This window comes from Nonomuraea phyllanthi, assembly GCF_006334985.2.
GTDB lineage: Bacteria > Actinomycetota > Actinomycetes > Streptosporangiales > Streptosporangiaceae > Nonomuraea > Nonomuraea phyllanthi.
This window is the reverse complement of the sequence record NZ_VDLX02000001.1, coordinates 68,994-91,421: the sequence shown is the minus strand read 5'-3', so window position 1 is coordinate 91,421 and position 22,428 is coordinate 68,994. Positions and strand designations below refer to the sequence as shown.

Below are 22,428 nucleotides of genomic sequence, written 5' to 3'. Positions count from 1 at the left end.
GATGGGGGCGCTTGCGTTAGGAGTTCATGTTGCAGCTGGTCGTCGGCCGGATCGGCCGTCCGCACGGGGTGCGCGGTGACGTGACCGTGGAGGTGCTCACCGACGATCCCGAGCTGCGCTTCGCCGTGGGCACGTCGATCGCGACGGACCCCGCCGGGCGCGGGCCGCTCGTCGTCTCCGGGAGCCGCTGGCACAAGGGGTTCCTGCTGCTGGCCTTCGAGGGCGTGCACGACCGCGACGCGGCGGAGGAGCTGCGGGGCACCATGCTGGTCATCGACTCGGCCGACGTGGCGCCGTCCGACGACCCCGACGAGTTCCGCGACCACGAGCTCATCGGCCTGGCGGTGGAGACCGTCTCGGGGCAGCCCGTGGGCGAGGTCGCCGACGTCCTGCACCACGGCCAGGATTTGCTGGTCGTACGCCGGAGCGGGGCCGAGGAGGCGCTCATCCCGTTCGTCAAGGCCCTGGTGCCCGAGGTCGATCTGAAGGCGGGCCGGCTGGTCGTCGACCCGCCGGAGGGCCTGCTGTGATGCGGCTCGACATCATCACGATCTTCCCCGAGTACTTCGCGCCGCTCGACGTCTCGCTGATCGGCAAGGCCCGCGAGCGCGGCACGCTCGACGTACGCGTGCACCAGCTCCGCGACTGGACCCACGACGTGCACAAGACCGTGGACGACACCCCCTACGGCGGGGGGCCCGGCATGGTCATGAAGCCCGAGGTGTGGGGCGAGGCCATCGACACCGTGATCGGCGACGGCGCACCGCGGATGATCGTGCCCACGCCGAGCGGGCGGCCGTTCACCCAGGAGCTGGCGCAGGAGCTGGCGGGGGAGCCGTGGCTGCTGTTCACGTGCGGGCGCTACGAGGGCATCGACTCGCGGGTCATCGCCGAGTACGGCTCCCGGCTCCGCGTGGACGAGGTCAGCATCGGCGACTACGTGCTGGCCGGCGGCGAGGTGGCGGTGCTGGTCATGGTGGAGGCCGTCGGGCGGCTGCTGCCCGGCGTGCTCGGCAACGCCCAGTCGGCCGTGGACGACTCCTTCGCACCCGGTTCGATGAAGAATCTGGTGGAAGGCCCTGTCTACACCAAGCCGCCCGTCTGGCGGGGGCATGAGGTACCACCTGTGCTGCTGTCCGGACATCACGGAAAAATCGCGAGATGGCGGCGGGATCAGGCGCTGCGCCGTACCGTGCTGAACAGGCCGGAGCTGGCCGCGGAGCTCGACCCCGAGACGCTCGACAAGCACGACCGGCGGCTCCTGGAGGAGCTGTCATTTCGCGTCGAGCCGGAAGATATGGCAAACTGAATCGCTGCCAACCGTCGTTCGGTTGGTCCGTCATGCCCGGGAGACGCTCCCGGGTTCACCACATCAGCAGGCGCGTCCGCCGCGAGCCACGGCCGGGTGGACCTCCGCGTGCTCACGAGAACTTGAGGACAGCTCTCATGCACACGAAGATCCAGGAGCTCGAGAAGGCGACGCTGCGCAGCGACGTGCCGAGCTTCCGCCCCGGCGACACGCTCGAGGTTCACGTGCGGGTCGTCGAAGGAAACCGCTCCCGCGTCCAGGTCTTCAAGGGCTTCGTGCTGCGCAGGCAGGGCAGCGGCGCCCGCGAGACCTTCACGGTCCGCAAGGTCAGCTACGGCGTCGGCGTCGAGCGCACCTTCCCCGTGCACAGCCCGGTCATCGAGAAGATCGTGCTCGTGACCCGCGGTGACGTGCGCCGCGCCAAGCTCTACTACATGCGTGATCTGCGCGGCAAGGCCGCCCGCATCCGCGAGAAGCGCGAGACCACGGCCGCCAAGTAGTCTGGACTTTTCGTATGGCCCGCGCATTGGCGCGGGCCATTCGGCTTTGCGGGGCCGTTTCCTTTACGTGGAGCGACCCGTGCATGGGTGTAACGTCGGTCGAGGCTTGTCGGGCCGAGGCATCATCTAGGCTCGTCAGCGATGACAAGCGAAAGCCAGGAGCACGGCGCTTCGCGCCGCCCTGTCGAGGACGAGGTGGACGTGGTCGCCGAAGAGACTCAGAAGCCGGCAAAAGGCGGAAAGAAGGAGAAGAAAGGGTCGTTCTGGAAAGAGCTTCCCGTTCTTGTCGTCGTAGCCCTGGTGCTCGCCCTGATCATCAGGACGTTCGTGGTCCAGGCCTTCTACATTCCGTCGGAGTCGATGGAGAACACCCTGCTCACCAACGACAGGGTCCTGGTCAACAAAATGGTCTACCACACCCGCGACATCGAGCGCGGCGACGTGGTGGTGTTCTCCGGAGTGGACTCCTGGGACGGCGAGTTCCCGGTCGAGGAGCCGTCCAACGCGGTCGCGGGCTTCTTCCGGTGGCTCGGTGCGGCGTTCGGCATCGTGCCCGGCGAGAAGGACTACATCAAGCGGGTCATCGGCGTCGAGGGCGACCACGTCAAGTGCTGCGACTCCAAGGGGCGCATCACGGTCAACGGCACGCCCCTCGACGAGGAGAGCTACCTCTACCCGGGCAACGTGCCGTCCGAGACGTTCTTCGACATCACCGTGCCGAAGGGCCGGCTGTGGGTCATGGGCGACCACCGGCTGGTCTCGCTCGACTCCCGCTCCCACACCGGTGACCCCGGTGGCGGCTCCATTCCCGTCAGCCAGGTCGTCGGGCGCGCCTTCGTGATCGTCTGGCCGTTCGACCGGATGACCTCCATCGACATCCCCGACACGTTCGCGCAGCCCGCGCTCCAGGCACTCGGCGGGTCGGTGCCGATGGTCGCCGGGTTCGGGCTGGCCGTACCCTTGGTTCTGCTTCGCCGGCGTCGGCGGGGCGGGAGGCGTTGATGGCCGTCACCAAGAAGGCGGAGGGCGTGGGGAAAGAGAAGAAGAAGGGCGGCTTCCGCGAGACGGTGCTGCTGCTCGTCCTGGGCGTGGGCATCGCGCTGCTGCTGCAGGCGTTCGTGATCGGCTCGTTCTACATCCCGTCGGAGTCGATGGAGAACACCCTGCTGATCAACGACCGGATCTTCGTCAACAAGCTCGCGGGCGCGCCCGAGCGCGGCGACATCGTGGTCTTCAAGGGCTGGGACACCGGCGAGGACACCATCAAGCGGGTCATCGGCGTCGGCGGCGACCACGTCAAGTGCTGCGACTCCAAGAAGCGCATCACCGTCAACGGCACGCCGCTCGACGAGACGTCCTACCTCTACCCGGGCGATTTCCCCTCCGGCGAGAAGTTCGACGTCACCGTGCCCCCCGGGAAGCTGTGGCTGATGGGCGACCACCGCAGCGCCTCGCGCGACGCGCGGGCCCACATGGAGGAGCCCGGAGGCGGGTTCATCTCGGAGGACGACGTGATCGGCAAGGCCGTGGTGCGCTACTGGCCGCTGTCACGGGGCTATCTCTTCTCCCACCCCGACACCTTCGCCAAGGTCAAATAGCGGGCGCTTCCGGTCGCGGTTCGCGGCGTATGGGGCGTACGCTGCCTCTGTCATGACAGTTGCGTTCCGCCCTCGACCGAGCGTCGTCCGGCGCGATTCCGGACTCTACGCCTACGAGCGGGCGCTCGCCCGCCGCGGCCTCACCCCCATCGCGGGCGTCGACGAGGCCGGCCGTGGCGCGTGCGCGGGGCCGCTCGTCGTCGCGGCCGTGATCCTGCGCCGTCAGATCGAGGGGCTCGGCGACTCCAAGCTGCTGGCCCCCGCGGTGCGCGAACGCCTCTACGACCAGATCGTGCGCTTCGCCCACGTTGGTGTCGTGATCATCCCACCGGGGGAGATCGACGCTAAAGGTCTGCACAAATGCAACGTCTCGGGAATGCGGCGGGCCGTCGCGCAGTTGCCCTGTGACCCGGAGTACATCCTGACGGACGGCTTCCCGGTCCCGGGGCTACCGGCGCCGTCGCTGGCCGTGTGGAAGGGGGACCAGGTGGCCGCCTGCGTGGCGGCGGCGTCGATCGTGGCCAAGGTGACGAGGGACCGCCTGATGGTCGCGCTCGACGAACGCTTCCCGCAGTACGGCTTCGCCGAGCACAAGGGGTATGTCACACCAGGACACAGGCTGGCGCTGGAAACGCACGGCCCGTGCCCTGATCACCGTTACTCCTTCGTCACGGTGGCGAGGGGGATGGGTGAAAATGAAATGGGGGCCGGGGTTGCCTGACCAGGCGAACCGGGGGACCGGTACGACAGGAGGACCGCGATGAGCGCAGAGGATCTCGAAAAGTACGAAACCGAGATGGAGCTGCAGCTTTACCGCGAATACCGGGATGTCGTCGGTTTGTTCACATACGTTGTGGAGACTGAACGGCGGTTCTATCTGACCAACTCGGTCGATCTCGACGTCCGTACCGCGGAAAACGGCGACGTCTTCTTCGACGTGAAGATGCAGGACGCCTGGGTGTGGGACATGTACCGGCCGGCGCGGTTCGTGAAGAACGTGCGGGTGGTCACGTTCAAGGATGTGAACGTGGAGGAGCTGGCCAAGGCCGACCTGGAGATGCCCAAGGAGGGGTTCTCGGGGTGACGGGCTGAGCGCTGCCGGAGCGCCGTCCCTCCTCCCCTGTTCCGGCTGAGGGGGCGTCGCCGCTCCACGGGCGGTGCGCGGCTCCCTGGCCGGCATCTGGCGCCCCCGGCCACGCCTGCCACCGCACAGCATTGGACGTCCGGTCCGGGCGCCTCGACACGTATGCCGTCGCACAGCACAGCGCGTCTTGTATCTACACGCTAGCTGTCGGACAACGCGGGGCATCCCTGGAACTGCGCGCCACGCCATCGCGGTGTGCGGCGCGCACCTGTGACTGCGGGCTCACCATCGCCGTGTGCGGCGCGCACCTGTGACTGCACACCGGCCCGCCGCTGACTGCACACCAGCCCGCCGCGGCACCGCCCAGCCCAGCCCCGCCCAATCCAGGCCCCGGCAGCGCGGCCTTCGGACCGTCCTCCAACTGGTGCCTTCCGCGGTCGTCCGTTATCCACAACCGAACAGCCGCGCAAGCCCTTCATCCCCAGAACCCCGCTCGGCCGCTTCCCCACCACCCCTCATCCGAGAAGGTCGGTGCCGCACCAGGACGCGGACCGACGGAGGTGGCAGATGGCCGCGAAGCAGGACCAAGAGCTCGGCCGGCAAGGCGAAGAGGTAGCCGTGACCTACCTGGAGGCCAAGGGGATGAAGATAATCGACCGCAACTGGCGCTGCCGCCACGGCGAGATCGACATCATCGCCGAAGACGGCCCCAGCCTGGTGGTCGTCGAGGTCAAGACCCGATCCGGCAGGTCCCACGGCACGGCCCTGGAGTCCGTGAGCCGGGCCAAGCTGGCCAGGCTCAGGATGCTCGCGGCCAAGTGGCTGGCGACGCAGCCCCGTACGTACGAATCCGTGCGGGTGGACGTGATCGCGCTCGAGCGCTTCGCCGGCGACTTCGCCCTCAACCACGTACGGGGGGCGATCTAGATGGCGGTGGCGCGCACGCGCAGCGTGGCCGTGATCGGTGTGACGGGCCGCACCGTGGAGGTCGAGGCCGACGTGGGCAGCGGCCTGGCGGGCATCCACCTCATCGGCCTCCCCGACACGGCGCTCAGCGAGGCACGCGACCGGGTCAGGTCCGCCATGGTCAACAGCAGCTATCCCTGGCCCGACGCCCGCATCATCGTCAGCCTCTTCCCAGCGAGCCTGCCCAAGCGAGGTTCACAGTTCGATCTGGCGATCGCGGTCGCGATACTGAGCGCCGCCGGGGTGATCCCCGCCGAGCGCATCGCGGAGCCGTTCTTCCTGGGCGAGCTCGGCCTCGACGGCCGCATCAGGCCCGTACGCGGGGTGCTGCCCTCCATCCTCGGCGCGGCCAAGCACGGACACGGCGACGTCACGGTGGTGGTCCCTTCGGGGAACTCGGCCGAGGCCGCCCTGGTGCCCAGCGTGAAGGTGGTGCCGGTGTCGCACCTGCGCCAGCTCGTGGAGTGGCTGCGCAAGGGCGAGGAGGCGCCGGAGCCGAGGGCCGAGGAGTTCGCGGAGCCGCCCAGGTCCGCCGCCGACCCGACCCTGGACCTGGCCGACGTGGTGGGCCAGCCGGTGGCGCGCCGCGCCCTCGAGGTGTGCGCGGCGGGCGGCCACAACCTCTGGATGCTCGGCCCGCCGGGCACGGGCAAGACCATGCTGGCCGAACGCCTGCCCACCCTCCTGCCTGACCTGGAGCTCGACCACGCCCTGGAGGTCACGGCCATCCACTCGGTCGCGGGCGCTCTCCCGGCCAACGCGCCCATGGTGAGCAGGCCACCGTTCGTCGCCCCGCATCACACGGCGACGACGGCCGCCATCGTCGGAGGCGGCAGCTCCGTCGTGCGTCCCGGGGCGGTCTCCCTCGCCCACAGGGGCGTGCTCTTCCTGGACGAGGCGCCGGAGTTCCCCCGCCACGTGCTCGACTCGCTGCGGCAGCCGTTGGAGTCCGGCCGCGTGACGGTCTCCAGGTCGGCGGGCTCGGTCACGTTCCCGGCGAGGTTCGTGCTGGTGCTGGCCGCCAACCCGTGCCCCTGCGCCCAGGCGGAGGACAAGGGGGAGACCTGCACGTGCACCCCCACGATCAGGCGTCGCTACCTCGGCAGGCTCTCCGGCCCACTCCTCGACCGCATCGACATGAAGGTCACCGTGGTCCGCTCGTCCAGACGCGAGCTGCTGGCCGACCGCCAGTTCGTGGAGAGCAGCAAGACGGTGGCCGAGCGCGTGCTCGCCGCCCGCGAACGAGCCGCCAAACGCCTGACCGGCACACCGTGGCGTACGAACGCCGAGATCCCCGCGTCCCTCCTCCACTCGGACTATCGCCCGTCCGAGGACGCCATGAAGCCCATGACGTCATGCCTGGACTCCGGCACCCTCACCGCCCGCGGCCTGGATCGCGTCGTACGCGTCGCCTGGACCCTCGCCGACCTGGCCGACAAGGACACGCCAGGCCAAGACGAGACCAACGCCGCCCTGAGCTTCTGGCTCGGCATCAACTCCTGACGTAACCGCCTTCCTCTCCCGATCGCACTCCAGCACCAGCCGCTCATTTGCGGCAGCAACCGTTCACTCCTGTCCGCCGTCACTCACCCCCGGCACCACAACCACCCCCCTTGCGTCACCTCTCGATGCACCGGCATCCCCCTAGGAGCCCCATGCCCATCCCGTCCCCAGAAGCCTCCGGGCGCCGCCATGAGCCTCCAACAGCCACTGGCACCACTGCCCCGACCGGCGCCGGCACCGCCGTCCCCCAGCCACCAAGCGCCACCGGCACGACCACCGATCCGGTGACGACCGGCACCGTGACGACCGTCGATATCGCGACGACCACCGTCAATACTGCGACGACCACCCTCAATACCGCGACAAAACCTCGGAACGAAGAAGCCGAGGCCAGAGCCGCGCTCATGAGAGCGGCCGACGTCGGCGATCCCGTCATGGGCCGTCTGGTGTCGCAGTACGGCGCTCAAGCGGCGGTGGAGGCGATCCGCGAGCGTGCCCTGCCGCAGGAGTTCGTGGCCAAGGAAGCCCAGCGAGGGGAAGACGCTCTTCGGCGAGGTCAGGAGCCGGCAAAGCCCTCCATGCCTCAGACAGGGCACCAGTACGACCAGCAACCCCAAGCAGCCCGCCAGACACCTCAGGCACACGAGGGCCGGCAGATCACGCAGGACCGCCAGTACCAACGCCCTCGCCCCGACCTGACCGCCCGGCTGAACGCCTGGCATGCCCGCTTGGCGGCCGCAAACCCGGCGGCGGACCTCGAAGCAGGGGAGAAGGCCGGAGCCAGGCTGATCATCCCCGGCAGCCCGGAATGGCCCACCCAACTTGACCAACTGGGCCCGGGCCGTCCCCTGGGCCTATGGCTCCACGGCTCGGCCGACCTGCGCTTCTCCTGCCTCAAGTCGGTGGCGGTGGTGGGGGCGAGAGCCGCCACCTCGTACGGCAACCACATCGCAGCCGAGTTCGGCGTGGGCCTGAGCGAAGCAGGCTGGACTGTGGTGTCCGGAGGCGCGTACGGCGTGGACGGCGCGGCCCATCGAGGGGCGCTGGCGGCCGACTCGCCGACGGTGGCCGTCCTGGCCTGCGGCGCGGACGTCTGCTACCCGGCGGGCCACGACACTCTGTTCGCCGCCGTCAGAGACCAGGGCGTCGTGGTCAGCGAGTGCCCGCCCGGCGTCCACCCCACCCGCGCCCGTTTCCTCATCAGAAACCGCCTGATCGCCGCCCTGTCCAGAGGCACGGTGGTGGTGGAGGCGGCCCTACGCAGCGGCGCGCTCAACACCGCCACCCACGCCCTCTCCCTCAACAGACACCTGGCCGCCGTCCCCGGCCCGATCACCTCCGGCATGTCCGCGGGCTGCCACAGACTCCTCCGCGAACGCAAAGCCATATGCGTCACGTCGCCGGAGGAGATGATCGACCTCGTAGGAGTGATCGGCGACGACCTCGCACGCCAGGCCCGAGCCCCGGCGGTCCCCAGAGACAAGCTCAACGAGCCCACCCGCAAGGTCCTGGACGCCATCCCTACCCGAGGCGGGGCGGGCCCGGCCTCCATCGCGGTCGCCGCAGGCGTCTCCCTGGACGCCGCCCTGAGCGCCTTGGGAGGGCTGGCGGCCGCGGGCTACATCGAACGAGCCACGAACGGCTGGCGCCTCCGCAAGGAGTCCGCGTCCTACCGCAAAGCTCCAGATTCCGCCTTCCTCGAGCCACCATCCACCCCAGAACCTGCCCCGCTGGACGACCCTCCATCGCCGGAAGATGCCGACCCACCCCATGAGATGGCCCCTGCCACCTGGGAGGACTACCGTTGATCCCAGCCCGGCTGAGCCCGCCTGCAGGGCCGTCGGGTCGGTCCGGCTGAGGTCGGGTGAAGGATCGCGGTCGAGCATCAGCTTGGCTGGGGTCGGGTGGCAGACTCCGTGGAGCGTCGGCTTGGCTGTGGTCGAGCCGGAGACTGCCGTCGAGCCCCGGCCGAGAGCTCCTGGGAGGAACACCGTCGAGTCAGCACGGCGGAGGTCGACTGGAGGATTGCCGTTGGCCATCCTGGCTGAGGACGGCTGGGAGGATCATCGCTGGGTCAGCCCAGCTGAGGTCGAGCCAAGCGCCTGCCCGGGCGGAACCAGCATGGTCGGAAGCCAGCATGGCCGGAAGCAGAGCGGCCGCAAGGAGGACGCCCCTGGAAGCAAGAGGGACGCCCTTGCAAGGCGGGTGACATAGATGGATGTCGGCGGACATCGACAGGGTGGACGCTTATCTCCCCTGGTCAGAGCCTGGAAGGCGGTCGCAACAAAGTCGGGGTCACCGGTTACCCATCCCCTTCGCTAACCATCGCCCGGACGGCACACTGTTGCCTGCGGCCATCGTTCTGCTCTCCTTCGGTCTCGACTTAGGCCCTCGAAGGATCAGGCGATGGCCGTCACCATTTATCGGCTCTCTTCGTCTTCCGCCATGCATTTCACGCCCGGGTCTGCGCATGCGCCCGGGTCTGCGACCGGCTCCCGGGTCTGCGACCGCGCTCGTGTCCGCGTCTGCCTCTGCCTCTGCGCCCGTGTCGGCGCCCGTGTCGGCTTCTGCGTCCGCGTTTCGCGTCCGGAGGTCCGCGTCATGCCTCACTCCTATGAGAAGACTGTGAGGGGATGTTCGGATTCTCCGGAGCAGTGGAAGAGAAGGGCGTGAGCGGGGTGACGATGTGGAACAGGACGATGGTCTGCGGATGAGCGGTGGCGTCGATCGGGATGAGGTGGTGGCGGAGTTCGGGCGGCACCTACGGACAGAGCGGGACCTGTCGCCGCATACGGTGAGGGCTTATCTGACGGACGTGAATTCGCTGCTCGATCACGTCGATGGGCGGCTGCAGGTGATTGATGTGGGAGTGCTGCGAGCCTGGTTGGCCGGGCAGCATCAGGCCGGGAAGGCGCGCGCTACGTTGGCGCGGCGGACAGCCTGCGCCCGTACCTTCACCGCCTACTGCCATCGCCGTGGCTGGCTGGCGGCGGACCCCGGGTTGTTGCTCGGAAGTGCCAGGGCGGCGCGGCCGTTGCCCTCCGTGCTCGATCAGGACCAGGCTCAGGCCGTTCTTGAGGTGCCCGTGGCCGGCGAGCCCAAGGAGCTGCGGGATCAGGCCATTCTGGAGCTGCTTTACGCCACCGGCGTGCGGGTGAGCGAGTTGTGTTCGCTCGATGTCGATGACGTGGATCGGGACCGGCATGTGATCAGGGTGTTGGGCAAGGGGCGAAAAGAGCGGTCTGTGCCGTTTGGGTTGCCGGCTCTGCGGGCCGTCGACAGATGGTGCATTCATGGGCGGCCGTTGTGGATGCGGGTTCGGTCGGGCGCCGCGCTCTTCCTCGGCGTACGGGGCGGGCGCATCGATGCGGGGACCGTTCGGCGAGTGGTGCATGCGCGGCTGGCGAAGGTGGAGGGGGTGCCGGACATGGGGCCGCACGGGCTGCGGCACAGCGCGGCGACCCACCTGCTTGAGGGCGGTGCGGATCTGCGGAGTGTGCAGGAGGTGCTCGGGCATGCGTCGCTGAACACCACCCAGATCTACACGCATGTGTCGATCGAGCGGCTGAGGGCGGCGTATCGGCAGGCGCATCCCAGAGCCTGACGGCTGGAGGGGGCAAGTGCGGTGGCTGCTCGGGCGATCTTGCGGTCATTGAGTGCCGATGTCTGCCGCTGGGCTCTGGTTGGGCGAGGTCATTCCAGGTCTGGGTGATCTTCTCGAACGGGCCGTGGCATTGGTGCCTACGCATGTATGGCTCCGGTTTCGATGCTGGGGCTTCGCGTTCGGCGGAGGGTCGTGGGTCGTTATGGCCATGACGAGGCCCGATGCTTCCGGGCTCTTCTGATGCGGTGGAGTTTGCGGTGTTGGCCTCTTCTCCGGACGAGGCGGGGCGTGCGTGTGCGTGTGTGCGTGCGCCGGTGGAGGCGTAGGGCGATGATCAAGAGGGCCGCCGCGAGTAGTACGGCGATGCTGATGGCGGGCGTCGAGGGCGTCGAGGCGGTCGAGGCGATCGGGAGTGTCGAAAGGGTCGAAAGGGTCGAGGAGGAGCGGAGCAGGAAATTGGGGGTGGTGTTGGTAGTTGCGGGGAATGCGGCAGCGATTTGGGGGAGTGGGGGCGGTTGAGGTTGCGGAGTGGTCGGGGGCGGTGCTTGCTGCTTGTCGAGGGGTGACGTGGATGGTTCTCTGGTCTGTTCGCCTGGGGTGTTCTCCTCTGCTGGGGCGGGGGCTTGCTCGTTCACGGGCCAGAAGGGGAGCAGGCGGATGGGGGCCTGGCCCAGGAGCAGCAGGGGATCGAGATAGCGGGTGCCGCGCCGGAGGCCCCAGTGCAGGCAGGACTCGGGGCAGTGGCCGGTCGATGCTTCGATGATGCCCAGCCGGGATCCCGAGGTCACGGGCTGGCCCTTGCGTACTGACGCCTCGACGGGAAGGTACGTGGTGCGCAGGCCGCCTTCGTGCTCGACCGTGATCACGCCTCGGCCTCCCACCGGGCCGGCGAAGCGGACCTTGCCTGGGCCGGCTGCCAGGACCGGGGTGGACGGTGGGGCGGCCAGGTCGACGCCGCGGTGTCCGGCCAGCCAGGGCTCGGGTGGTGGGGCGAAGGGGCGCAGCACGCGGGGATGCCCGTCCAGAGGCCAGCGCCAGGTGGGTGGCGACGCCCGTGCCTGGGTGGCCGGGACGAGCAGCGCCGTCGCGGTGGCGGCGGTGAGGAGGAGCGCCGCCAGGGTCGCTCCGAGCAGCTTGAGGAGACGGCGGATGAGCGGTGGCAGCTTCTGTTTCGTCCAGCCGAAGGGGTGCGGGTGGCCGATCCGAGAGGGTGCGTCGCGTGTGGCGGAGTTGCGGGGCCCACCGGGGAGTTGGGGCAAGGCGGGAATGCAGGACCCATGGTGGAGCTGGGAGTGTGCGGGGAAGTGGGGCCGGCCATGGTCGGCAAAGGTGCGGAGCTCGGCGTGGGCCGGGGGGCCTGCGGGAGGGTGGGGCTCCCCGTGGAGATGGGTGAGCGTGGACATGCGGGGGGACGGGCGGGCTGGTGATGGGGTCGGCCGGGGGTTTGGGTGGGAGTTCATGGCGCGAGTGTTGTTGATCGCGCTGGGGCGGCGAGGAGGCGAACGGGATTCTGTGGATGAGATGGCGATGCGGGGGATGGCTTGTGGACAGCCGGACGGACGGCGCGGCTGGGGTCGGGCGCCAGGATGGGGATGGTTGGACGCCGGAGTTGGATGATGGTGGCTGCAGCAGGCCGATCCGCCGATGCTGCAATGCGTCACCCCGTGGCGCTGTAGCGCGCCGCCCTGTGGCGGTGTAGTGCGCCGCCTTGTGCGCGGTGTAGCGCGTCGCGCCGTGGCGTTGCAGGGCATCGGTCCGTGGCGTTGCAGTGTGTGGAGAGGACGTTCGACACGTGCGTGGAATTGGATGTGGCCGGGGGTACGGCGCCTGAGATCAGTTGAGGCCCGAATAGCGCTTGGACGGGATGGCGGAATCCAGGCTCTGATGCAAGGTCGGGGTGAAGTCGGGCGTGGGCGTGGGCGCGGGGCGTGGACGGCGCGGGCGTAGGGGAGAGGCCCAGATCCAGACGGTGCTCAGGGCTATGCCGGCCGCGCAGATGAGGATCACCGGGCGCAGGCCGACGATTTCGGCCAAGGCGCCTCCGCATATGCCGCCGAGGGCAAGGACGCCCTGTACGGCGAAGGTCATGGTGGCGTTCACGCGGCCGCGGAGCTCCGGGGTGGTTTCGCGGAGGGTGATGGCGCCCATGCACGTGGCGAAGGCGACGACGATGCCACCGGTGATCATTCCGGTCAGCGAGAGCAGCGAGAGTTTCCACCACAGAGGGCCGTTCAGCAGGCCCACCGCGAGGATCTCGATCGGGAAGAAGATCACCGACGCGAGCAGGATGCGGTTCTCGCCGTAGCGTCTGGACAGGCGGGTCGTGGCCCAGGCGCCCAGGAGTCCGCCGATGCCGCTCAGAGCGATGAGCAGGCCGATCAGCGCCTTGGGGATGTTCAGCGTGTTGACCATGTAGAGCATGTAGACGGCCGTGTACGCCATGGCGAAGAAGTTGATCGTCACACCCGCACCCAGGAGCGTGCGCAGTACGGGATTGGTGATGCTGGCCCGCAGCCCCTCCCTGACGTCGCGCCACATGCCCCGGGAGACCGCCGGTTCGTTCTTCTCCGGGGTACGGATGGCACGGAGCAGCAGCGCCGACGTGAGGAAGGACAGCGCCTCGGCGAGTACGGCCAGCGGCGCTGTGAGGACCTGCACCAACAGGCCCGCCAGGCTGGGGCCGCCGACCGAGGCCACCGAGTAGCAGGCTTGGAACCCGGCCATCGCGTCGGTGCGCTGGGAGGGCGGGACGACTGCCGCGATGTGGGGGAAGTTCGCCGCTTTGAACAGCACTCCGGCTGAACCGATGACGAGGGCCACCGTGATCAGCCAGGTGACGTTGAGGAGGCCGAGGAACCAGGCCACGGGGACGGTCGCGGCGGCCGCACACGACACCAGCTCACAAGCGATCATCAACGGGCGGTGCCGGGAGAGCCGGTCCGCGATGGCGCCCGACTGCAGGCCGAACAGGAGCGCGGGCACCGAGGCGGCCGCCGTCAACAGCCCCATCTGGGAGGGGGAGGCGGTCAGCAGGGTGACCGCGGTGAGGGGGATGGCCAGCTTGGACACCTCCGAGCCGGTGACCGAGATGGTGCGTGCCGTCCAGAGGAGGCGATAGTCGCGCTGCCTTCTGAGCGGGAGCGGTTCGGAGAGCGGGAGGGAGTTCTGAAAGGAAGCCTTCACAACTATGAAGGTATCCCTTCATAGTTGTGAAGGCAATGCTTCATATCTTCGGAGGGGTACCCTTGGCCGCATGAGTGAGGGGCTCAGTGATCCCAAGGCGATGCGCGCGCTGGCCCACCCGGCCCGCCTGTCGATCCTCAACCGGCTGGGTGTCGAGGGGAGTGCCACTGCCACCGAGGTCGCGGAGATCGCTGGGATCACGCCCAGTGCCGCCAGTTATCACCTTCGGATGCTCGCCAAGTACGGGTTCGTGGAGGACGCGCCGCCGCGGGGAGACGGCAGGGAGCGGCTGTGGCGGGCCGTGGACATGACACTCGGCGTCGAGGTTCTCCCTGGCGATCAGCCGGAGGTACGGGACGCCAAGGTGTCGTTGATGCTGGCCTTCCGCAGGGAGGCCAACGAAGAGGCGGACCGGGCGTTGGCTCAGGTCGAACGGGAGCCCGCCGAGTGGAGGGACGCCACCCGGTTCGGCCGGACGCGGATCAAGGTCGACGCGGAGGAGTTGGCTCGGCTGGGTCAGTCGATCGAGAAGCTGATCGAGCCGTACGTCGCTCGCCGCCGCGACGAGAAGTCCACGCCTGAGGGGGCGAGGATGGCCGAGGTGCAGGTCAACCTCTTCCCGACCGCGAAGCGGACGGCGCCGGGACTGCCGACCGAGGATCATGGAGCTGTACTGCCCACCGAGGATCATGGTGCCGCGGGTTGAGGCGGTGTGGGGACAGAGGCGCCGCGTGCGGGGCGTGGTGCTGGGGCGCGGCGGAAGCGCAGCGGGAGCGCGGTGGAGGTGCGGTGGAGGTGCGGCGGGTTGACTGGCTGGGATGGGGGCGTGGGGAGCGGCCGGCGTTGAGCGGCGGTATGGCGGCTGGCCGCGGCCGGTACGGCGGCTGATCGGGGGGATGTGGGCGGCCGGTATGGCGGCGTGGCCGCGTGAGGCGGGAAGCGCGAGGGCTGAGGAGCGGACGCGACGGAGTTGAGCGGTGTGGGTGGTTGATCCCTGAGAGATCTGGTCGTTGAGGGGCGCCTGTCCAAAAGGCGCCGAGCGTGGCCATGGCGGCTCACCAGGAGGTGGCAGGTAGAGGGGCGCGGTGGGTTGGTGGGGTGAAATGCCTGGATGGTGGCGTTGGATGGTAGAGGGATGGGATGTCTGTTTGACGGCGGACGGTCAGGCTGGGCCGGTCTGCGAGGTAGACTTTTCGGTGGCCTGTGACCACAGGCCGACTTCGCATGCCCCATTGCGGACCGCGTCATCGGTCCGGGCCACGTGCCCGGCTGGCGGGGTGTCGGGGCATCAGGGCGGCAGCCACGCGCTGTCGCGGCACAACCGAGAACCGCGCCCATCCGCAGGGCGCCCAGACCTGGAGGACCAGCACATGGCCCCCGTCGTCACCATGCGACAGCTGCTCGAGAGCGGCGTTCACTTCGGTCACCAGACCCGGCGCTGGAACCCGAAGATGAAGCGCTTCATCTTCACCGAGCGCAACGGCATCTACATCATCGACCTGCAGAAGTCGCTCTCCTACATCGACCGTGCCTACGACTTCGTCAAGGAGACGGTCGCCCACGGCGGCACCATCCTGTTCATCGGCACCAAGAAGCAGGCGCAGGAGGCCATCTCCGAGCAGGCCGCTCGGGTCGGCATGCCGTACGTGAACCAGCGCTGGCTGGGCGGCATGCTCACCAACTTCTCCACCGTGCACAAGAGGCTTCAGCGGCTGAAGGAGCTCGAGGAGCTCGACTTCGACAACGTCGCCGCCTCGGGGCTCACCAAGAAGGAGCTCCTCATGCGCCGTCGCGAGAAGGACAAGCTCGAGCGCACGCTCGGCGGCATCCGCGACATGGGCCGCGTGCCCAGCGCGGTGTGGGTCGTCGACACCAAGAAGGAGCACATCGCGATCAGCGAGGCCAAGAAGCTCGGCATCCCTGTCGTCGCGATCCTCGACACCAACTGCGACCCTGACGAGGTCGACTACCCGATCCCGGGCAACGACGACGCCATCCGCGCCGTCGGCCTGCTGACCAGGGTGGTCGCCGACGGTGTCGCGGCCGGTCTGATGGCCCGCTCCGGTGCTGCCCGCGGTGACGAGAAGCCGGCCGCCGCCGAGCCGCTGGCCGAGTGGGAGCGCGAGCTCATCGAGCAGGGCACCGGCGAGGCCGGGGCCGAGGCGTCCGCTGCTGAGGCGGCCCCCGCCGCTGAGGCGCCGGCTGCCGCTGAGGCGCCGGCCGCCGCTGCTGACGCCACGGCCGCCCCCGAGGGCGAGGCCGCTCCCGAGGGCGAGGGCAGCACCGAGCAGCAGGCCTGACACCGGGTCGGGTTCCGGTTCGCCGCAGGGCGCCCAGGCGCGCGTCTGCCGACCTCTGCCTGGTGGGGGAGTGCTCCACCACCAGGCAGAGGCGGTAGGTCGGTTGGTTCGGGCCGTGCCTGCGGGATCGGCACTCGTACAGGGCCCTCCTGACGCGGCGGATGCCGGGCGAGGCGCGGCTCTGCTGGCGGGTGAACGGTCGGGCAAGGGCCGTGGTTCGGCCAGCCAGGTGAACGGTCGCGCAAGGGCCGTGGTTCGGCCGGCCGGATGGACGGTCGGGCAAGGCTGTGGTTCCGTCGGCCGGGTGGATGGTCGCTTGGCTGGGCGCGGCTCCGCAGGGCTTGCGCCGGCCGGGCGCGGCGGTTCGGGCCGTGAAGGTCCGGCCCGCAGAAGTCCGAGCGGGCCACGGTTCGGACCCGGTTCAGGCGTTGTGAGCCGGGTCGGCGCTGGTGGTCCGCCCGATCGACCAGCTGGTGGTCCGAGCGGTCGACCAGGGCCGGTGGTCCTGAGCGACCGGGACCGGAGCCAGGCGTAGTGGTTCAGGTCCGGTCGGGCTGCCGGGTCCTGGCCGGGCGTGGTGGTCCGGGCTCGATCGGGTCGCCGCACGTGGCCGGTGTCCGGGCTCGATCCGGCCGCCGCACGTGGCCGGTGGCCGGGTTCGGCCGGGCTGCTGGAGCTGGAACGGTGCCTGTGCCGGACCGGCCGGTGTTGGTGTTAGGTGGTGTCGGTCCGGGATGGTAAGCCAGGGCGAGGCTGGGCAGTATGCCAGGCGAGCCGGGGCCCCGATGCAGGACGAAGGCTGACGCAAGACAGAGGCTTCCGTACGGCACGCGCCTGCCGTACCGAGAAACGAAGGTGAGTGACCGGACTCCGGCGCCCGCCTGATCCACGACGACGACGAAATCCCACAAGGAAAAAAGCAATGGCTTCCGTGAACATGGCCGATGTCAAGCGGCTTCGCGAGATCACCGCCGCCGGCATGATGGACTGCAAGAAGGCGCTTGAAGAGGCCGAGGGCGACTTCGACCGCGCGATCGAGCTGCTGCGCCTCAAGGGCGCCAAGGACGTGGGCAAGCGCGAGGCGCGCACCGCCTCCAACGGCCTGGTGGCGCTCAAGCAGGACGGCGACTCCGCGGCCGCGCTGCTGGAGCTCAACTGCGAGACCGACTTCGTGGCCAAGGGCGAGCGGTTCCAGGAGCTGGCCGGCCAGGTCGTGGCGCACATCCTCGAGACCAAGCCCGCCGACGTGCCGGCGCTGCTCGAGTCGTCCTTCGGTGGCCAGACGGTCAAGGAGCACCTCGACACCGCCAACGCCGCGCTCGGCGAGAAGATCGAGATCCGCCGGTTCGCGGTGCTCGAGGGCGGCTACATCGGCTCCTACATGCACAGGACCGACCCGGCGCTGCCTCCGGCGGTCGGCGTGCTGGTCCAGCTGGACAAGCCGAACGCCGAGGTCGCCAAGGACATCGCGCAGCACGCCGCCGCGATGGCCCCGCAGTACCTCAAGGCCGCGTCCGTTCCCGCCGAGGTCGTCGAGAAGGAGCGCAAGCTCTTCGAGGAGATGACCCGCGAGGAGGGCAAGCCCGAGGCCGCCATCGGCAAGATCGTCGAGGGTCGCGTGAACGGCTGGTACAAGGACTTCACGCTCCTCCAGCAGGCGTTCGTCAAGGACAACAAGAAGAGCGTGGGCAAGTACGCCGAGGAGAACGGCGTCGAGGTGCAGGCCTTTGTCCGATTCAAGGTGGGGCAGGCTTAGGCTTAGGCAAGCCCACCGACCCACCGAACGAAGGAGGCCGCCGCCGTGCAGGACCACCGGGAGTCAGCCCACGAATCCACACGGACGGCGGCTTCCCCATCCCCATATCCGCACAACCCGCTCAGGTGGAAGCGGGTGATGCTGAAGCTGTCAGGCGAGGCGTTCGCCGGGAGCGAGCCGCTGGGCATCGATCCGGTCGTCGTCGATCACCTGGCCGACTCGATCGCCGAGGCGGTCAAGGAAGGCGTGCAGGTCGCCGTCGTCGTCGGCGGCGGCAACATGTTCCGGGGCGCCGCTCTGTCGCAGGGGGGCATCGACCGCGCCAGGGCCGACTACATGGGCATGCTGGGCACGGTCATCAACTGCCTCGCCCTGCAGGACTTCCTGGAGCGGCGGGGCGTCGAGACCCGCGTGCAGACGGCCATCACCATGCAGCAGGTGGCCGAGCCGTTCCTGCCGCGCCGCGCGATCAGGCACCTCGAGAAGGGCCGCGTGGTGATCTTCGGCGCTGGGCTCGGCTCACCGTACTTCTCCACCGACACCGCGGCGTCCCAGCGGGCCCTGGAGATCGGCGCGGAGGCGCTGCTCAAGGGGACACAGGTGGACGGCATCTACGACTCCGATCCTCGGAAAAATCCGGATGCGGTCAGGTTCGACCATCTCGACTACGGCGAGGTGCTGCTCCGCGACCTCGCGGTCATGGACGCCACTGCGATCAGTCTGTGCAAGGACAACGACCTGCCGATCGTCGTCTTCGACCTCATGGGCGAGGGCAACATCCTGCGAGCGGTACGCGGTGAGAAAATCGGCACGCTGGTGAGTCCCACAGGCAAATGAGGGAGCGAGCCCGACACCGCCAGCTACAAGACAGGGAGCCGCTGTGATCGACGAAACCCTCCTCGAAGCCGAGGAAAAAATGGACAAGGCCGTCTCGGTCGCGAAGGAGGACTTCGCGACCATCCGGACGGGCCGCGTCACCCCCTCGATGTTCAACAAGATCAACGCCGAGTACTACGGCACGCCGACGCCGATCCAGCAGCTGGCGTCGTTCCACGTGCCGGAGGCCCGCATGGTCCTCATCCAGCCCTACGACAAGAGCTCCATGGGCGCCATCGAGAAGGCCATCCGTGACTCCGATCTCGGCGTCAACCCCACCGACGACGGTCAGGTGATCCGCGTGACGTTCCCGGAGCTGTCCGAGGAACGGCGCAAGGAGTACATCAAGGTCGCCAGGAACAAGGGCGAGCACGCCAAGGTGTCGGTGCGCAACATCCGCCGCTCCGCCAAGGAGATCCTCGACAAGATGATCAAGGACGGCGAGGCGGGGGAGGACGAGGTCAGGCGGGCCGAGAAGGAGCTCGACGATCTCACCCAGAAGCACGTCGCGAAGATCGACGAGCTGCTCAAGCACAAGGAATCCGAGCTGCTCGAAGTCTGAGCGGCACCCGCACGCCGTTCTACGGCCCTCGCCCCCGAGGGCGGGGGCCGTGGCTTCTGGTGAACCCTAGTTCGTGGTGAACCGTGGCTGTCGACGAACCCGTGCATTTGGAGAACACAGTGGAAGAACGTACGGCTGGCACCAGCTCGAGCGGCGGCAGCCGTACCGGAAGGAACCTGCCCGCCGCGATCGCGGTCGGCGTGGTGCTGGGCGCGCTGGTCCTGGTAACCCTCTACACGATCAAAGAGCTGTTCCTGCTGGTGGTGGTCGGCGCGGTGAGCGTCGGCGTGCTGGAGCTGGTCAAGGCGTTCGCGACCCGCGACATCAGGGTGCCCGCCGTGCCCGTCCTCGCGGGCGTGGTGGTGATGCAGGGGGCGGCGTACTGGGGCGGGCCGGTGTGGTTGCTGGCCTCGTTCGCGGTTTTCGCGCTGGTGCTGCTGGTCTGGCGCATGTTCACCGCGGGGACCGACGGTTACGTACGCGACGCGTCGGCCTCGGTGCTGACGCTGTTCTATCCCGCCCTGCTCGCCGGGTTCGCGGCGCTGCTGCTGCAGGAGGGCGACGGCGACAACCGGGTGCTGATCTTCATCGCGGTGACCGTGGCCAGCGACATCGGGGGTTACGCGGCGGGGGTGCTGTTCGGGCGGCACAAGATGACGTCGATCAGCCCGAAGAAGACCTGGGAGGGGCTCGCCGGGTCGGTGATCGCGTGCACGGTGGTCGGCGCCTGGCTGGTGGTCTGGCTCCTGGGCGGCGAGATCTGGCAGGGCGCGCTGATCGGCATCCTGGCGGCGCTGCTGGCGACCGTGGGCGACCTGATCGAGTCGATGATCAAGCGGGACCTCGGGATCAAGGACCTGGGCAGCATCCTGCCCGGTCACGGCGGCCTGATGGACCGGCTCGACTCGCTGGTGACGACGCTGGTGCCGGTCTGGCTGCTGATGACGCTGTTCTTCTAGCGGTGCTGCGCGTCCAGCGCGTCGATGGTGACCGGTGACAGCCAGAGCCACCGTACGGTCTCCCCGCCGAACGCAAATCCCGACATGTCAGGCATGTGGGGTGCGTTGGCCAGCATCAGCACCCCCGAATACCGCGACCCCAACGGGAAGGTCGACGGCTCGTGATACCACTTCGCCGTGTGCCCGTGGCCCAGCCACGTGACCGAGTGCCACGGATACTGCGACAGCCACACCAGCAGCAGCGCCGCGTCCCGCGGGTCCTCGCGGGTCGCCACGGCCAGCTCGATCCTGGCGTACGCCCCGGGCTTGTCGATCCACTGCTCGACGGTCGGCATCCGCTGGCAGCTCATCCCGACCGTGGACAGCACGGTGAAGTCGCGGCCCTGGTGGGGCGGGCGCTCGGTGATGCCGACGGTGGGCAGCCGGTCACCGCTGGCGTCCCAGTAGCGTCCGGCGGGCCCGAGCACGCGGTCGAGGTGGCCCATCACGAACTGCTGGAACGACGGCCACGACCCCTCGCCGTGCCGCCAGCGCCAGTAGGACCTGGCGTTGGAGATGCGGGGGCCCAGCCCTTCGAGCGCCTCCGACAGCGCCCAGGCGAAGGGCGACTCGCCCACCGCGTCGCGGGCGTAGCCGGGCATGCCCCTGCTCATGTCGGCCCAGCCGGGGATCACCGCGAGCAGGTCGTCGTCCTCGTACAGGGCGACCCCGTCACCCTCCTCGAACCACAGCGCGCTGAGCTGCCCGAGCGGCCTGCGGCCCTCGGGGTGGAGCGTGCCCGACCTCGGCATCAGCGGCGGCAGGCCGGCGTTGACGCGGGCCAGGTCCACGACGGCGGGGGCGGGGCGGTGGTTGGCCAGCCAGACGGCGCCGTGGACCGTGCCGTCGGGCGAGCACAGGTAAGCTACCGAGGAGTCCTCGTCCCGCTCGACCACGAGCGTCCGGCTCCCGTACGGGTTGCCGGTGGCGAGCACGACCTCGGCGCCACCCTCGCCAGATGCCGACCGGAAAATCGCCATACGAGATGACTGTAGATCGGGCGGTGACCATGACGCGAGCCGTACCGTGACCAGGAATGCCACCTCCGATCCAATCGTTGTTTACCCTGATCAGAAAGAGCAGGAACGTGTCCCAGCCTCCAGGTCAGCTCACCTTCGTCGCGCCGCGGCGGGCCAAGCCCGCACGGCACCTGGCCGACCTGTCGATGGCCGACCGGCGGGCCGCGGTCACGGAGCTGGGTGAGAAGGCGTTCCGCGCCGACCAACTCTCACGCCACTACTTCGAGCGCCTCACCACCGACGTCGGCGCGATGACCGACCTGCCGGCGGCCTCCCGCGACAGGCTCGCCACGCTGCTGCCCGACCTGCTCACGCCGGTCAGGGAGCTGGCCACCGACCGGGGCACCACCCGCAAGACGCTGTGGCGGCTGTTCGACGGGGCGCTGGTCGAGTCGGTGCTCATGCGCTATCCCGACCGGGTCACGATGTGCGTGTCGTCGCAGGCCGGTTGCGGCATGAACTGCCCGTTCTGCGCCACCGGGCAGGCGGGCCTGACCCGCAACATGTCGACCGCCGAGATCGTCGAGCAGGTCGTCGCCGGCGCAAGGGCGCTGGCGGCCGGCGAGGTGCCCGGAGGTCCCGGGCGGGTCAGCAATGTCGTGTTCATGGGCATGGGCGAGCCGCTGGCCAACTACAAGGCGGTCATCGGGGCGGTGCGCCGCCTGGTGGAGCCCGCGCCGCACGGGCTCGGCATCTCGGCCCGCGGCGTCACCGTCTCCACGGTCGGGCTGGTGCCCGCGATCGGCAAGCTCGCCGACGAGGGGCTGCCCGTCACGCTGGCGCTGTCGCTGCACGCGCCCGACGACGAGCTGCGTGACACGCTGGTGCCGATCAATACGCGCTGGAAGGTGTCCGAGGTCCTCGACGCCGCCTGGGCGTACGCGGCCAGGACCAAGCGGCGGGTCTCCATCGAATACGCGCTGATCAAGGACATCAACGACCAGGAGTGGCGGGCCGACCTGCTGGGCAAGCTGGTCAGGGGCAAGCTCGTGCACGTCAACCTGATCCCGCTCAACCCGACGCCCGGCTCCAAGTGGACGGCCTCCCGCCCGGAGGACGAGCGGGCGTTCGTGCGGCGGCTGGAGTTCCACGGTGTGCCGGTGACGGTGCGTGACACGCGCGGGCGCGAGATCGACGGCGCCTGCGGCCAGCTCGCCGCCGCAGAATAGC

The 22,428-nt window shown here is 69.1% G+C and carries 21 protein-coding genes and 1 pseudogene; 19 read left to right on the top strand and 3 right to left on the bottom strand.

Annotated elements, in window-relative coordinates; translation table 11 throughout:
- Window positions 1–29: 29 nt before the first annotated feature.
- The 12 genes from rimM (at window position 30) to FH608_RS52370 (ending at window position 11,083) form a co-directional block, all read left to right on the top strand.
- Window positions 30–530 (top strand): ribosome maturation factor RimM, encoded by a 501-nt coding sequence (gene rimM, locus FH608_RS00400; protein WP_139628853.1) that lies wholly within the window; start codon window positions 30–32, stop codon window positions 528–530.
- A complete protein-coding gene (gene trmD, locus FH608_RS00395; protein ID WP_139627714.1) occupies window positions 530–1,309 on the top strand; it encodes a tRNA (guanosine(37)-N1)-methyltransferase TrmD in 780 nt (259 codons plus the stop codon). The genes rimM and trmD overlap by 1 nt, the downstream gene beginning before the upstream one ends.
- 137 nt (window positions 1,310–1,446) lie before the next feature.
- Window positions 1,447–1,809, top strand: a complete 363-nt coding sequence (gene rplS, locus FH608_RS00390) for a 50S ribosomal protein L19 (RefSeq protein WP_139627713.1) — start codon at window positions 1,447–1,449, stop codon at window positions 1,807–1,809.
- Between the two features lie 141 nt (window positions 1,810–1,950).
- Window positions 1,951–2,811, top strand: a complete 861-nt coding sequence (lepB, locus tag FH608_RS00385; RefSeq protein WP_139627712.1) for a signal peptidase I — start codon at window positions 1,951–1,953, stop codon at window positions 2,809–2,811.
- Window positions 2,811–3,407: a signal peptidase I gene (gene lepB / locus FH608_RS00380; protein ID WP_139627711.1), complete on the top strand. Its 597-nt coding sequence runs from the start codon at window positions 2,811–2,813 to the stop codon at window positions 3,405–3,407. Before lepB (FH608_RS00385) ends, lepB (FH608_RS00380) begins: the two co-directional genes overlap by 1 nt.
- Before the next feature lie 52 nt (window positions 3,408–3,459).
- Window positions 3,460–4,128, top strand: a complete 669-nt coding sequence (locus FH608_RS00375) for a ribonuclease HII (RefSeq protein WP_139627710.1) — start codon at window positions 3,460–3,462, stop codon at window positions 4,126–4,128.
- Window positions 4,129–4,167: 39 nt separating this feature from the next.
- The gene (locus FH608_RS00370; protein ID WP_026215037.1) at window positions 4,168–4,491 is read left to right on the top strand and encodes a DUF2469 domain-containing protein; all 324 of its coding nucleotides are present in this window, start codon (window positions 4,168–4,170) and stop codon (window positions 4,489–4,491) included.
- Between the two features lie 567 nt (window positions 4,492–5,058).
- A complete protein-coding gene (locus FH608_RS00365) occupies window positions 5,059–5,418 on the top strand; it encodes a YraN family protein (protein WP_139627709.1) in 360 nt (119 codons plus the stop codon).
- Window positions 5,419–6,960 (top strand): YifB family Mg chelatase-like AAA ATPase, encoded by a 1,542-nt coding sequence (locus tag FH608_RS00360; protein ID WP_139627708.1) that lies wholly within the window; start codon window positions 5,419–5,421, stop codon window positions 6,958–6,960.
- Between the two features lie 404 nt (window positions 6,961–7,364).
- On the top strand, window positions 7,365–8,768 hold the full coding sequence (gene dprA / locus FH608_RS00355) for a DNA-processing protein DprA (RefSeq protein ID WP_226898825.1): 1,404 nt from the start codon (window positions 7,365–7,367) through the stop codon (window positions 8,766–8,768).
- An 878-nt stretch (window positions 8,769–9,646) separates the two neighbouring features.
- A complete protein-coding gene (locus FH608_RS00350; protein ID WP_317135537.1) occupies window positions 9,647–10,564 on the top strand; it encodes a tyrosine recombinase XerC in 918 nt (305 codons plus the stop codon).
- Window positions 10,565–10,894: 330 nt separating this feature from the next.
- Window positions 10,895–11,083 (top strand): hypothetical protein, encoded by a 189-nt coding sequence (locus FH608_RS52370; RefSeq protein WP_226899013.1) that lies wholly within the window; start codon window positions 10,895–10,897, stop codon window positions 11,081–11,083.
- Between the two features lie 176 nt (window positions 11,084–11,259).
- On the opposite strand, the pseudogene FH608_RS52365 reads toward FH608_RS52370, so the two are convergent.
- Together FH608_RS52365 and FH608_RS00340 are read right to left on the bottom strand one after the other, a co-directional pair.
- Window positions 11,260–11,967 (bottom strand): annotated as a pseudogene (locus FH608_RS52365) (murein hydrolase activator EnvC family protein); the annotation flags it as partial.
- 430 nt (window positions 11,968–12,397) lie between these two features.
- Window positions 12,398–13,747: an MFS transporter gene (locus FH608_RS00340; RefSeq protein WP_226898824.1), complete on the bottom strand. Its 1,350-nt coding sequence runs from the start codon at window positions 13,745–13,747 to the stop codon at window positions 12,398–12,400.
- Between the two features lie 70 nt (window positions 13,748–13,817).
- On the opposite strand from FH608_RS00340, the gene FH608_RS00335 reads away from it, so the two are divergent.
- The 6 genes from FH608_RS00335 to FH608_RS00310 all read left to right on the top strand — a co-directional run bounded on the left by FH608_RS00335 (window position 13,818) and on the right by FH608_RS00310 (window position 20,200).
- Window positions 13,818–14,453, top strand: a complete 636-nt coding sequence (locus FH608_RS00335) for a helix-turn-helix domain-containing protein (RefSeq protein WP_139627705.1) — start codon at window positions 13,818–13,820, stop codon at window positions 14,451–14,453.
- A 664-nt stretch (window positions 14,454–15,117) separates the two neighbouring features.
- Window positions 15,118–16,047, top strand: a complete 930-nt coding sequence (rpsB, locus tag FH608_RS00330) for a 30S ribosomal protein S2 (RefSeq protein WP_139627704.1) — start codon at window positions 15,118–15,120, stop codon at window positions 16,045–16,047.
- A gap of 922 nt (window positions 16,048–16,969) precedes the next feature.
- The gene (gene tsf / locus FH608_RS00325) at window positions 16,970–17,803 is read left to right on the top strand and encodes a translation elongation factor Ts (protein ID WP_139627703.1); all 834 of its coding nucleotides are present in this window, start codon (window positions 16,970–16,972) and stop codon (window positions 17,801–17,803) included.
- A gap of 138 nt (window positions 17,804–17,941) precedes the next feature.
- On the top strand, window positions 17,942–18,640 hold the full coding sequence (pyrH, locus tag FH608_RS00320) for a UMP kinase (RefSeq protein ID WP_226898823.1): 699 nt from the start codon (window positions 17,942–17,944) through the stop codon (window positions 18,638–18,640).
- 43 nt (window positions 18,641–18,683) lie between these two features.
- Complete coding sequence (frr, locus tag FH608_RS00315; protein WP_139627701.1) at window positions 18,684–19,241, top strand: ribosome recycling factor; 558 nt, start codon at window positions 18,684–18,686, stop codon at window positions 19,239–19,241.
- Window positions 19,242–19,360: 119 nt separating this feature from the next.
- Window positions 19,361–20,200, top strand: a complete 840-nt coding sequence (locus FH608_RS00310; protein WP_193318165.1) for a phosphatidate cytidylyltransferase — start codon at window positions 19,361–19,363, stop codon at window positions 20,198–20,200.
- Here the strand turns inward: FH608_RS00310 and FH608_RS00305 are convergent.
- Window positions 20,197–21,219, bottom strand: a complete 1,023-nt coding sequence (locus FH608_RS00305) for a suppressor of fused domain protein (protein ID WP_139627700.1) — start codon at window positions 21,217–21,219, stop codon at window positions 20,197–20,199. The two genes, FH608_RS00310 and FH608_RS00305, sit on opposite strands and share 4 nt — an antisense overlap.
- Window positions 21,220–21,326: 107 nt before the next feature.
- Between FH608_RS00305 and rlmN the strand changes: the two genes are divergently transcribed.
- Window positions 21,327–22,427: a 23S rRNA (adenine(2503)-C(2))-methyltransferase RlmN gene (gene rlmN, locus FH608_RS00300; protein WP_139627699.1), complete on the top strand. Its 1,101-nt coding sequence runs from the start codon at window positions 21,327–21,329 to the stop codon at window positions 22,425–22,427.
- Window position 22,428: the final 1 nt, after the last annotated feature.